This window comes from Gimesia maris (assembly GCF_008298035.1).
In the GTDB taxonomy this organism is placed as follows: domain Bacteria; phylum Planctomycetota; class Planctomycetia; order Planctomycetales; family Planctomycetaceae; genus Gimesia; species Gimesia maris.
In genome coordinates, this window is sequence record NZ_CP042910.1 from 7,177,553 (window position 1) to 7,189,611 (window position 12,059).

Sequence of the window (12,059 nt, forward strand, 5' to 3'; positions counted from 1 at the left end):
TTGTCGTAACTTGTTTAATCGGAACGTGTCATTGAAGTTCTGATTAAAATGAAAGGTAAAACACTGTACTTGCCTGCCAATACTTAATTCTCTGACCTAGCTTTTAATAAACTTACCTAGTCCAAAACTGTCATCTCAGGCACAGACAGAAATTATTATGATCAGTACGCAGCTCTCGAAAATATTAATTGTAGATGATTCTGATGTTGTCCGCAGCATCCTCTGCCAGGCACTCCAGCAGGATGGATACGAACTTCATACAGCAGCCGATGGTGAAGAAGGCCGCCAGAAAGTACATACCCTGAAACCGGATCTGGTCCTGCTGGATGTGGAGATGCCTAAACTGGATGGTTTTGCCGTGCTGCGGGAGGTGCGCGCCAATTTTAAAGTCGACGAAGTCGCCGTCATTATGGTGACCTCTCAAAGTGACGGTAAAGGAATTACCCGCGCTTTTGAAGAAGGAGCCTTCGACTATATCCCCAAGCCGGCAACCGATTCCGAAATCAAGGCACGTGTCCGAAACGCGATTCGCGCCCTGCAGTTGCTCCGCGAGCAGAAGACACTGCGAATACAGGCCGAAGCTGCCAACCAGTCGAAAAGTGCCTTCCTGGCAAACATGAGTCATGAAATCCGTACACCGATGACAGCCATTCTAGGCTATACCGACATCCTGGAACTGGAAGCGAAGTCGCTGCAACTGCCCGAGTTGATCTCCGATTCACTGGATACGATCAAACGCAATGGCGGGCATCTGATGGAACTGATCAACGACATTCTGGATCTCTCAAAAATTGAGGCCGGTAAACTGGATGTGGAATCCATTTGCTGTTCGCCCCAGACGATTGTGGAAGAGGTGCTGGAACTGGTTCAGGTCAGGGCAGAAGCCAAGGGGCTGAAGCTGGAAGCCAGCTATCAGTTCCCACTGCCTGCAGAAATTCATTCCGACCCGACACGAATCCGGCAGATTCTGATCAACCTGATTGGCAATGCGATTAAATTTACGGAAGTCGGCACAATTCGCCTGAATACATCCTTTCTGGAAAATCCCGGTGAAGAACCACAGGTTCAGTTCACGGTAATCGATCAGGGAATCGGGATGACGGAAGCACAGATGTCTAATCTGTTCCGCCCTTTCTCTCAGGCCGATTCCTCGACCACCCGCAAATATGGCGGCACCGGACTGGGGCTGACCATCTGCAAACGTCTGACTGATGTGTTGGGAGGCGATATTTCGGTAACCAGCAAACTGAATCAGGGGTCACAATTTAGTGCCACAGTAAAAACGGGCAACCTGGAAGGCATCCCACTGCTGCAGGAATTGCAACAGAATGACAATACTCAATCCACGAAGCCCCTGCCCGCACAGTCTGAAGAACAGGCCCTGTCTCTGAAAGGGAAAAAGATCCTGCTGGCTGAAGATGGTCCGGATAATCAGAAACTGATCCGTTTTATTCTGAAAAAAGCCGGAGCCGAAGTGACGGTTGCTGAAAATGGTGAAGCCGCCCGCCAGGCCGCAATGCGGGCAATGGAAATCGGGTTGCTGTATGATGTGATCCTGATGGATATGCAGATGCCGATTCTGGACGGCTATGGCGCGACCCGAATCCTCCGCGAACAGGGTTATTCAGGACCGATCATTTCCCTGACAGCCAATGCCATGGAAGGGGATCGGGAAAAATGCATCAGCGTCGGTTGCAATGATCATGTGACGAAACCCATCGACCGCAGAAAGCTGATCAGCATGATCGCGAACTGCTGTGAAGTCGAGACGGCGGTTTAAGCTACGGATTTAAAAAGGGTCACGGTTAAAAAAAGTCTCAAGGGCTCTGCAGATACGGGGCCAGTTTTTTCTTAGCGGCTTCCCTTGCCTGGTGCGCCACATCAGCGAGTCTGACAGGCGTACCCGCTTTCTGTTTGCTCAAATCAGCGGCCGACATGAACGTGTAGATTTCGATCGATTCTGCCGGGGTGACAGGGGCTTTGCCCGTGCGGAAGAATTTGACGACTTCCACCAGCAGCGGTTCATAACCGCTGAAACTGCCGATCTGTTCGATACCTTTCGTCCCGAATGCGGTCCCTCCGTAGCCGCCCTGGTAGCCATTGCTGGCTTTGCGACGACCGCGAAAGGTACCGATGCGACCGTTTTTCCACGTACCAATTGCCACGTCGGTTTCGGGAGTCGCGACACGTACTACTGTCTCACACCCAGGCCCCATGATTGTATAGAGGGTTTCCACACCATGAATGCCGTACCAGTAAAAATCGGGGTGTGTGCTTTCCACCGGACAGGGACTATACGCATCGCAGCCGATGATCTCGCCGATCACGCCGCCGTTAATCTTTTTGGCTCCGTCGGTATAGCGCAATGATGAGGAACTGAAGACAGGCGTCTTGAAATGTTCTGCGGCTTCGTAGATGGCAATCACATCAGTCAGATCACCGGCGATCGGTTTGTCGACGAACAGCGGCTTACCCGCTTTCAATACAGGCAGCGCCTGTTCCAGATGCACGCGACCATCATTGCTCTCCAGCAGAACGGCATCCACCTTCTCCAGTAAGGCTTCAATGCTGGGTACGATTTCGACGCCCTGTTTTTTCACCGCTTCAGTTATTTCCGGAACGCTTTCCAGGCTCTCTTTGATCGTTTGGCTTCCCTGGGGATAAGCGGCGACGACTTTGCAGTGTTTGAATTCCTCGTATTTTGAATCCGGATCGTTCAGGATTTGAGAGAAGTTGCTGGAGTGTGATGTATCCAGACCGATGATGCCGATGCGGATCGTTTCAGGTTCGTCCGCACGGATGGATTCGGACAGGCAGAATAAAACCAGCAGAAGCAGGCTCAAAGGAACACAGGTGACGCGAAGTGGGTGACTCATTGCTCAAACTCTCCAAATTCAGAACCTGCTGAAAACTCCATGAATTCATACACGGCACCATCGATCAGCACAAATACGACTTTCAGATTTTCCATCGCCTGAAAGGGACCGAGCAACACTTCCAGACCTGCGATCTCCTGTTCGATATCCGGAACTTTAAAAGCGATGTGCGGCTGGTTACGAACCGGACCGGTGACCGGTGTGTCGGCTTCGAACCGCAGGTATTCAATTTTGTAGGGATGCTCGTTGGGATTGGTGACGTAGACTTTCGTTTCCGGAACATAAATTTCGTCAGGCTGTGGATCATCGGTAATCACGCCTACATGGTGAAACTCTCGCATGGCGGTTCCTTGAAACAGTGGGGAATCGTATTATCTGTCACCTGTTGCTCACCATTTGATTCTACCGTGGAAGAGAAGACAGTTCAAAGCGGAGGGAATGTATTTCGGAATCTCCACTTCGGGTCGCAATATCCCATGTGTCCGCCCGTCTGGCGACTGTTGATTCTGAATCACGTGACATCGGCAATGGTGAAAATCTCAGACGTACATCTCTCATCAGACTCTCCAGTACCGCGCACAAAAAAACGCAGCCTGAAACAGACTGCGTTTTGATATCTTCGATCGGTGTCTCAGTGACTACTGGTTACTCTGCAGACGAGACAGGCGGGCGCGACGCTCAGCACGGCGTCGGTTTCTACGATTTTCATCGCTGGGCTTTTCGTAATACTCACGACGTCGCATCTCTTTTTTGATACCAGCGTGCTCAACAATCTTGCGAAACCGTTTAACTGCCTCCTGAATTGATTCGTTTTCTCGTAACCGAAGCTTAACCACTCAAATCACCTTTTCTTCTTCCTGATTTCAATAAAAGTTGTAACCATAACCAATTGAATATACATCGTCTCATCAGTGATGAGAATTCAGACGTTTTCACCTGTAACGGGTCTGTGAACAGACCTCTCGCTACGGAGTTGGAACGACAAAGATAACAAAACGAGCAGGATCTGCAAAGCCAACGGCTGAAATACTCTTTGAATTTCACACCAAAGTGCACATCCAGCCACTAGTCTTTGGCTTTCAGAATCCCCAGTCGCTGTAGTTTGGACTGGCATTCGTCCCGTTCGCGGCTCCGTTTCAGGGATTTCCAGGTCTCGTCCTGCACTTCCAGAAACGCTTCTTCTGAAAACGGGGGTACCAGCGATTTCTCGGCGGCTGTGGTCATCAGACGCGCCAGCACTTCTTTATCGAGTCGCGTCAGGAACATCGCTCCCTGGCGATAGTCTTCGAAGGCTTCCCAGACCACTGGAAACAGCGGTTTCACAATCGCTTCACCAATCGCCCGCGAATACTCCTGAATTTCCCATTGTGCATGAGAGTCCATTCGTAAACTCAGGAAATGAATCAGGTTATGTAAATCAATTTTCCAGTAAGCTTCAGTGTAAGTCGCCAGGGGCAGGTCTTTTCGTGCCTGCTCGCGGGCCACGCCTGCTTCCAGCCGGGCTTCGTACACATCACGGGCATGTTTCTGAAATGCGGTCTCTTCTTCGGTCAGTTTTGTCCCTAAATCTTCAGTAAGCGGGGCATCGCTCCCCTGTCGATTCGAGGTCGCCTGGGTGCGCCATTCGCCGGGCAATGTGGTCTGAGCTGAATCGATGGCAACGGAATACCGGGTGCTGTATTCGTTCACATTCGCAGTCCGGTGACGAATCCACTGCCGCCAGCAGTCCATCGGAACCCGAACCAGAAACTTGAGTTCGGCCATTTCAAAGGGTGTACTGTGACGATGTCGCATCAGATAGCGGATCAGCGTACGGTCATCGGAAACCCGTTTGGTTCCTTCCCCATAACTGACACGGGCTGCCTGAACAATCGAACTGTCATCGCCCATGACATCTACGAGACACACAAAACCATCATTGAGAACCGGGATCTTTTTCCAGCGCAGTTCTTCAACGAGTTCAGACCGCTCCGTCATTGGGAACACTCCCCGAATGCGTTAAAAATGAAGTTGATGGGAATACCAGGCGCGGCGGCAGAAACGATCATTCCGCCACAGCACATTTATAGTCAACCCTGCTCTCAAACGACACCGTACCGGTAGCCTCGTCTGTCAAAATCAATAAAATCGCCTGCAATTCCCGTCGTTTACCGCTTCCGATCAAGCCAGACTCAAGCGGGAAATAATGTCCACCGTGCGGTTTTCCCGGGAAGATTTCAACGCGGCCAGCAGGATTTCGGTCACATGCCGGGCCGTCGCCGCATTCGATAAGGGGGGCTGAATTCCCTTCCGGATACAGTCCGCCCAGTGCTGATGTGAATTCTGCACGGGGTAGGTCGACAGATCAATAATTTCTTCGATCAGCGGCGCATCTTCATCGACCTGGGAACTGGGACAATAATACCGCAGCGACTCGGCCTGACGACTGCTGACCAGTTTGCCCGCCGTCCCATGCACCGAAAATTCATAGGTTCGGGCAGCATCACACCAGCCGGTCTGCGCCGTTCCCAGCGCACCGCTTTCAAACTCCAGGATCATTGACGCCGTATCCTCCAGCTTCGTCGGTTTGGCAACCGTCGTCAGTTTAGCCGTGATCGACTTGACCGCGCCGGCCACTCCTACCAGGTTGGCAATCGCATACACGCCCATGTCAAACAGCGCACCGACGTCTGCCTTGTCTGCATCGAAGAACCACAAATCGTCCGCCGGCTTCTCTTCCAGAATCTGCTGAATCCCCGCGTAATAGACTTCCGGCCCTCCATGACTGGCCCGCGCCTGGGCAGACGAGATCGTCCCCAGCTTCCCCTCCTGGATATAATCGCGACACGCCAGCACATGCGGATTCGACATGTAAGGCAGCGCCAGCACCGTCTGATCGTGATTGTCGGTCGCTTCCACAAACGCGTCTGCTTCATCCATCGACGTGCTTAACGGCTTCTGCATATAAACATGCTTGCCGGCTTTGATCGCTTTGATCCCCCATTCCACATGCAGGGGATGCGGCAACGCAATCGCCACCGCGTTCACTTCTTCATCGTCAATCACGGCCTGATATTCGTGGGTCCAGCGGGGCACTTTAAACTTGCGACACAGCACATCCAGCCGCGACTGCTTTCGACCAGAGAGCATGACCACATCACAGTGATCCACCGTCTGCAGTTCCGGCAGATGCATCTTCGCAGCGATCCCACCCGCACCGATAATTCCGACTTTCAAATGTTCCATCAATGTCTCCACAATTTTTACTCACAGTTTCATACTGACGTAAGTTAGCTTTGTGGATTCAGTTTCTCCATTTCAACGCACGCTGTAAAGTCACCCTTACTGCGCCAGATGACTGGAAACAATCAGAATCGACTGTCAGTAAGGAAGATTCCCTCAGAATTTTTCTACCACGAAAAGTAAGAAATGACACGAAAGAATTTTTATTCAGAGAGAAAGAATGGGTGGCCCCGAATGCAATTCGGGGTTGTCGGAGACAACAGGAAACTGTCAGTGAAAGCATTCGAATGATCGGAGAATTTCCGATACAGGATTCTGCAGGATGCGGAACCATGTGTCCGCCCGCCTGATCACGAGCAAATTAGTTTCACGCTGGAACGTGACCATCTAGAACATTCGCAGCACGACAATGCAAAGCTCGTCGATAATGCGAGAAAAACACATGGGTTTGCCCCTTCGCGAAATGATCGCTCACACCGTCAATTTCCTGCTCGCTGCGCTCGTACCGAATTGCATTCGGTACCACCCTTTGTTTTTACTTTCGTGCGGTTTCGTATTTTTCGTGGTAGCAAAAATCAGAAAGCGCTGCATTCCTTTCCCGCTCAGTCCTCGTCGTCGGCACCTTCGTTGGCTTCGTGCATGTCCAGCTGGCCCATTTTGCGGTACAGGTTGGAACGATGCAGGCCGAGACACTTGGCAGTCTCGCTCATGTTGCCCCCCACCCGTTTGATCGTGCGGCGGATGTATTCCTGCTGAAAACGACGCGAGGCTTCTTTCAGGCTCAGGTCGGCGGACATGTCGACCACGGAATCGCGTGCCGGACTCAGGATGAAGGCCAGGTCTTCCACTTCCACCCGATCGCCGGCACACAGGAAGGCCACCCGCTCCATCAGGTTCCGCAGCTCGCGCACATTGCCGGGCCAGAGATGGGCCTGCAGCCGCTTTTTCGCTTCCGCAGAAATTTTCAATACGCGACGATTGGCCTGGGAGCAGAACTGCGCCAGGAAAAATTCGGCCAGCAGAATCACATCTTCCGGACGGTCGCGCAAGGGAGGCAGATCCAGGGTCACCACGCTCAACCGATAATACAGGTCCTCGCGGAACTTCTTATCACGAACCGCATCCGCCAGCTTCGCATTCGTAGCCGCTACGACGCGCACATTAATGGGAATCGTTTCCGAACCGCCCACGCGGGTAACGACTTTCTGTTCCAGCACGCGTAACAGTTTTGCCTGGCCTCCCGGACTCATGTCGCCGATTTCATCCAGGAACAGCGTCCCCCCTTCCGCCAGTTCAAACTTGCCGGCCCGCGTCTCATGGGCATCGGTAAACGCTCCTTTTTCGTGACCGAACAACTCGCTTTCGAGCAGCGTTTCGGTCAGAGCCGCACAGTTGACCGCGATGAACGGCGTATTCGCCCGCGGCCCCTGGTAATGCAGCGACTGGCTTACGACTTCTTTCCCCGTTCCACTTTCCCCCAGGATCAAAACGGGAAGATCGGTGCCCGCCAGACGTTCAATGGTAGAACGCAGCGCAGTGATGGCTGAGCTCTTACCGATGATCTGCACTTTCTGTTTGACTTGCTCTGTGAGTTGATCACGGCTGCGGGACAGCTGTTCGATTTCGCGCGTATTCTCCAGCGCCGTTGCTGCCTGCACACCCAGTTCTTCCAGGCTCTGGGCGTCGGCGTCATCGTAGTCGGCTTTGCCCTTCTCCTTGTTCATCACTTCAAACGCACCAATCAGTTCGCCCGCGTTATTCCGTAAGGGAACACACAACAGGTTATGAGTGCGAAAGCCGCTCGACTTATCCACACTGGGATCAAATCGCTCATCGTTATAAGCATCATCAACGCAAATAGTTTTGCCACTGTGAATCACATCCCCGACAATCCCCACATCATCGGGCAGTCGCAGCGTATTGCCTTCCACTCCCAGCGCGGGACAGGCAACGACCTGCTTGTGTTCCCGATCCCAGATGAAAATACTGGAACGCTCACTTTCCAGCAGGCGTGTCGCTTCTTTGGCGATCAGTTCCAGCAGAGGCTGTGTTTCCCGGGCGGAAGAAAAACTGGACGCAATGTGCAGTGTGGTCTGCAGGCGCTTGATGCGCCGCAGATTCTTCTCTCGCTGCTCCACGACCGACAATGCATAACCCAGCGCGCGGGCTGAGATGATCGCTTCACTCAGCGAAGTCGCATTCAGGTCTCGACCGCCAACCAGCAGAATCGTACCCGGTCGGACATCTCCCAGAGGCGCCGCCATGAACGACCAGTCGGCCCGGTTCTCATCGACACACAGTCCGGCGGCATCGCGGTCCAATGCTTCATCACACAGATGTGAAGGAAAGCCGCCGGCGGCGTTGCGACCGAATTCAAACAGGGTTTCCCATTCGGGCGTCCGTTCAATCAAGGTGCACCACTGGCACGAAAGTTCGGTCGCCAGTTGAGGCAGAAACTGACGAATGTAGTCATCGCCTGATGCCTGCCGGGTCGCTTCTTCCAGCAGCCGGTCGCACATCTGAACCAGGGACGCTTCCGCATCATATCTGGAAAATAAAGGCAGTCGCTTCCAGTCCAACCACTCCGCAGTTCCAATCTTACTCACCTGGTACTCCCGCAACATGAATCAAAAGAACCATATATCAGATTCAACAGGCAGACTTCTGTCATCCATTCGCCTCTGCCTCTTGTCGGAATGATAACAGACAAAAGGCAACCCGTCATCCAAGTGTGGACTCGATTTCCATTTTTTTCGGCCCCTTTTGACAAAGGTTCCCTGCAGACTACGAGACCGGCAGTCTCAACCCAGACCGCGATTCCCGCAAACAGCTCGTATTCCCCGCAGCCCCATGCGCTTACTGAATCATTTGAACAGATCCGGGATTACTGATTTTATGACCGCAGCCGGAGATTTGCGGTTCCCTGCAGTTTAAGAATCCTGCTTTACTGTCGTTTCGGACTTCAGAGTGTTACTGTATTGAGATAATCGGAGCTCAAAATCCTGCTTCGTTTTTTGCATAGTCACAACCTGTATCTTCATGAATTCAAGAGAACCATTATGTTTTGCCTCAATGTCATCCTGACGCTCAAAGATGCTGCTGATGCAGAAGAAATCCAGGGACTGTTAACCGAAGCCTGCCGTCTGTCCCGAACCGAGCCAGGCTGCCTGCGGTTTGACGTCTATCAGTCTGAAGGCGAACCTGCGACGTTTGTGCTTGTCGAACACTGGGAAAGTGAAGACGCCTGGCAGACCCATCGCGAAGCAGAAGCCTATACCCAGATTTATCAGCCCCAGATTCTGCCTCGTGTCGAACGAGTCCCTTATCGCATGAAAATGCTGCTGGAATAACCGGCTGTTTTTTCAGGTGAGCTAACGCCTGGACAATCCCCAGAGCCATTATTCATTCCCCCATTCAAACCATAGATCGTGAAATTACATTAGAGGAAACACGTCGATGTCAGCCGATTCGCAACCCGTTTTGAACAAGTACAGTTCCCGTATCACACAGCCCCGTTCGCAGGGTGCCTCGCAAGCCATGCTCTACGCCACCGGCATGAGCGAAGAGGATATGAACAAGGCCCAGGTCGGAATTTCCAGCGTCTGGTACGAAGGCAATTCCTGCAACATGCACCTCAACAAACTGGCTGCCAAGGTCAAAGAGGGCGTCGAAGCCGCCGATCTGGTTGGCCTGCGGTTTAATACCATCGGTGTGAGCGACGGGATTTCCATGGGCACCGACGGCATGTCCTATTCGCTGCAGTCCCGCGACCTGATCGCCGACAGTATCGAAACAGTCACCTGTGCCCAGTGGTACGATGCCAACATTTCGCTGCCTGGCTGTGATAAGAACATGCCTGGCTGCCTGATTGCCATGGGACGATTTAACCGCCCCTCGATCATGGTTTACGGGGGAACGATTGCTCCCGGCTGTCTGAATAATCAGAAGCTGGACATTGTCTCCGCATTTCAGTCTTACGGCGAATACCTGGCTGGTACGATCACAGATGAAACCCGAAAAGAAATCGTACAGAAAAGCTGTCCGGGCGCTGGTGCCTGCGGCGGCATGTATACCGCCAACACGATGTCGTCTGCCATCGAAGCTCTGGGGATGTCACTCCCTTACAGTTCTTCCATTCCTGCAGAGCATCCCGATAAACTCGATGAGTGTATCCGCGCTGGTGCCGCCATCAGGAAACTGCTGGAACTGGATCTGAAACCCCGCGACATCATGACCCGCGAGGCTTTCGAAAATGCGATGGTACTGATTGTCGCACTGGGGGGATCGACCAACGCCGTGCTGCACATGCTGGCCATCGCCCGTTCTGTCGGCCTGGAACTGACTATTGATGACTTCCAGTCCGTCAGCGATCGTATTCCTTTGCTGGCCGATTTCAAACCCAGTGGTAAATACGTGATGGCTGACCTGCAGGAGATTGGCGGGACACCAGCCGTGATGAAATACCTGCTGGAAAAAGGCCTGATCAACGGCGACTGCATGACGGTCACGGGAAAAACAGTGGCCGAAAACCTGGCAGAACTACCGGGCCTCAAAGAGGGTCAGGATATCATTCACGCTGTCGAAAACCCGATCAAGCCGACCGGTCACCTGCAGATACTTAAAGGCAACCTGGCTCCGACAGGTGCCGTCGCCAAGATCACCGGTAAGGAAGGCCTGGTCTTCGAAGGGACCGCCAACGTCTTCGATTCCGAAGAGGACATGCTCAAAGCCCTCGAAGACAAGCAGATTCAAAAAGGCGATGTGATCATCATCCGCTACGAAGGCCCCAAAGGGGGACCAGGGATGCCCGAAATGCTGACCCCGACTTCCGCCATCATGGGAGCCGGCCTGGGTAAGGATGTTGCCCTGCTGACCGACGGTCGTTTTTCTGGTGGTTCACACGGCTTTATCGTCGGACATATCACTCCTGAAGCACAGGAAGGCGGTCCAATCGCCCTGGTCAAAAATGGCGACAAGGTCATTATCGACGCCGACAAAAATCGACTGGAGATGGATGTCAGTGATGCAGAGCTCGAAGAACGTCGCAAAGCCTGGACGGCCCCTCCGTTTAAATACACGCGGGGTACACTTTACAAATATATCAAGAATGTGAAATCCGCTTCTGAAGGTTGTGTGACCGACGAGTAAGCGAAACTTCGAATCAAAAACAGCCTGGTATCCATCTCTGATACCAGGCTGTTTTTTTTTATTGATCGTTAACCATTATTCGTCTTTAGGGGCCGCTGCTTCTTTTTCAGATGTCTCTTTTTTTGCTGGCGTTTCTGTTACGGGAGTCTCTGACACCGGTTTCGATTCTGCTTTCTGGGCAGTCACTTCCTGTTTATTTTTCTGCACCAGTTCTTCCAGATTCTTTTTCGAGATCCGGCGCATGCCATTCACAGTCTCGCCTTCGGGTTCCGTATCGTAGGTTACGACCAGATCTTCATCATTCACCAGTAACCGCAGATGATACGTTTTAAAAATACCATTCCACTTATAATGGTAGAGCCGCATGATCGCCCCGGATTCATCAACATCCACGTCCGGGTTCCCTTGTACGGTTTCTTCAAACTGTGCAAAGGGGAACTCGCCGGAATTTCCCGCTTCATCCATAGCGGCTCCCAGACTTTCAAAGGTTTTTGCCTGCGATGATTTCGCACGCCATTCCAGTAGAACCACACCGAGCAGAATCGCGATAAATACCCATGAAATGACGCGACGTTGGGTGGAAACCTTTTTCTTCGATTTTGAGGCGGGTTCAGTTGTTTCTGCGGATTCCGGGGTCGAACTCATGGTGCTTCCTTAAGTACAGAGAAAGATTATGATCTGGCGTCAACACATTTGAGCCTGCGCCCAGGTTCGGGGTCGCGTCACCAGAGCTGTACTCCAGACTAACCTCCCGGCAGCCGAACCTCAAACAGCAATGGACAGATTCACCTGAGTTTCATGTTTTTCATTGAG

General features: G+C 52.4%; 10 protein-coding genes. 3 read left to right on the top strand and 7 right to left on the bottom strand.

The annotated features are described in order from the left end of the window. Nucleotides 1-157: 157 nt before the first annotated feature. The gene (locus GmarT_RS26700; RefSeq protein ID WP_002644480.1) at nucleotides 158-1,780 is read left to right on the top strand and encodes a response regulator; all 1,623 of its coding nucleotides are present in this window, start codon (nucleotides 158-160) and stop codon (nucleotides 1,778-1,780) included. A gap of 37 nt (nucleotides 1,781-1,817) precedes the next feature. Here GmarT_RS26700 and GmarT_RS26705 read toward each other — a convergent pair whose 3' ends face one another. From GmarT_RS26705 to GmarT_RS26730, 6 genes are all read right to left on the bottom strand, one after another. After that, complete coding sequence (locus GmarT_RS26705; protein WP_002644479.1) at nucleotides 1,818-2,876, bottom strand: Gfo/Idh/MocA family protein; 1,059 nt, start codon at nucleotides 2,874-2,876, stop codon at nucleotides 1,818-1,820. After that, complete coding sequence (locus tag GmarT_RS26710) at nucleotides 2,873-3,217, bottom strand: VOC family protein (protein WP_002644478.1); 345 nt, start codon at nucleotides 3,215-3,217, stop codon at nucleotides 2,873-2,875. Before GmarT_RS26710 ends, GmarT_RS26705 begins: the two co-directional genes overlap by 4 nt. A gap of 297 nt (nucleotides 3,218-3,514) precedes the next feature. After that, nucleotides 3,515-3,712: a 30S ribosomal protein S21 gene (gene rpsU, locus GmarT_RS26715; protein ID WP_081459387.1), complete on the bottom strand. Its 198-nt coding sequence runs from the start codon at nucleotides 3,710-3,712 to the stop codon at nucleotides 3,515-3,517. Between the two features lie 229 nt (nucleotides 3,713-3,941). Beyond that, nucleotides 3,942-4,853 (bottom strand): FAD-dependent thymidylate synthase, encoded by a 912-nt coding sequence (gene thyX, locus GmarT_RS26720; protein WP_002644477.1) that lies wholly within the window; start codon nucleotides 4,851-4,853, stop codon nucleotides 3,942-3,944. Between the two features lie 183 nt (nucleotides 4,854-5,036). Next, nucleotides 5,037-6,101, bottom strand: a complete 1,065-nt coding sequence (locus tag GmarT_RS26725; RefSeq protein ID WP_002644476.1) for a Gfo/Idh/MocA family protein — start codon at nucleotides 6,099-6,101, stop codon at nucleotides 5,037-5,039. A 599-nt stretch (nucleotides 6,102-6,700) separates the two neighbouring features. After that, on the bottom strand, nucleotides 6,701-8,704 hold the full coding sequence (locus tag GmarT_RS26730) for a sigma-54-dependent Fis family transcriptional regulator (RefSeq protein ID WP_230682404.1): 2,004 nt from the start codon (nucleotides 8,702-8,704) through the stop codon (nucleotides 6,701-6,703). A gap of 453 nt (nucleotides 8,705-9,157) precedes the next feature. Here GmarT_RS26730 and GmarT_RS26735 point away from each other — a divergent pair, with 453 nt between their 5' ends. Together GmarT_RS26735 and ilvD are read left to right on the top strand one after the other, a co-directional pair. Further along, entirely contained in the window at nucleotides 9,158-9,448 is a 291-nt protein-coding gene (locus GmarT_RS26735; RefSeq protein WP_002644473.1) for a putative quinol monooxygenase, read from the top strand. Nucleotides 9,449-9,554: 106 nt separating this feature from the next. Further along, the gene (ilvD, locus tag GmarT_RS26740; RefSeq protein ID WP_002644472.1) at nucleotides 9,555-11,246 is read left to right on the top strand and encodes a dihydroxy-acid dehydratase; all 1,692 of its coding nucleotides are present in this window, start codon (nucleotides 9,555-9,557) and stop codon (nucleotides 11,244-11,246) included. 75 nt (nucleotides 11,247-11,321) lie between these two features. Here the strand turns inward: ilvD and GmarT_RS26745 are convergent, their stop codons facing one another. Continuing rightward, nucleotides 11,322-11,891 carry a hypothetical protein gene (locus tag GmarT_RS26745; protein ID WP_002644471.1) on the bottom strand — a complete coding sequence of 190 codons (570 nt, stop codon included), beginning with the start codon at nucleotides 11,889-11,891 and terminating at the stop codon, nucleotides 11,322-11,324. Nucleotides 11,892-12,059: the final 168 nt, after the last annotated feature.

Coding starts and splice junctions, on each gene's coding strand:
- GmarT_RS26725 (WP_002644476.1), bottom strand. CDS start 6,101: ATGGAACATTTGAAAGTCGGAATTATCGGTGCGGGTGGGATCGCTGCG.
- GmarT_RS26705 (WP_002644479.1), bottom strand. CDS start 2,876: ATGAGTCACCCACTTCGCGTCACCTGTGTTCCTTTGAGCCTGCTTCTG.
- GmarT_RS26710 (WP_002644478.1), bottom strand. CDS start 3,217: ATGCGAGAGTTTCACCATGTAGGCGTGATTACCGATGATCCACAGCCT.
- thyX (WP_002644477.1), bottom strand. CDS start 4,853: ATGACGGAGCGGTCTGAACTCGTTGAAGAACTGCGCTGGAAAAAGATC.
- GmarT_RS26745 (WP_002644471.1), bottom strand. CDS start 11,891: ATGAGTTCGACCCCGGAATCCGCAGAAACAACTGAACCCGCCTCAAAA.
- GmarT_RS26700 (WP_002644480.1), top strand. CDS start 158: ATGATCAGTACGCAGCTCTCGAAAATATTAATTGTAGATGATTCTGAT.
- ilvD (WP_002644472.1), top strand. CDS start 9,555: ATGTCAGCCGATTCGCAACCCGTTTTGAACAAGTACAGTTCCCGTATC.
- GmarT_RS26735 (WP_002644473.1), top strand. CDS start 9,158: ATGTTTTGCCTCAATGTCATCCTGACGCTCAAAGATGCTGCTGATGCA.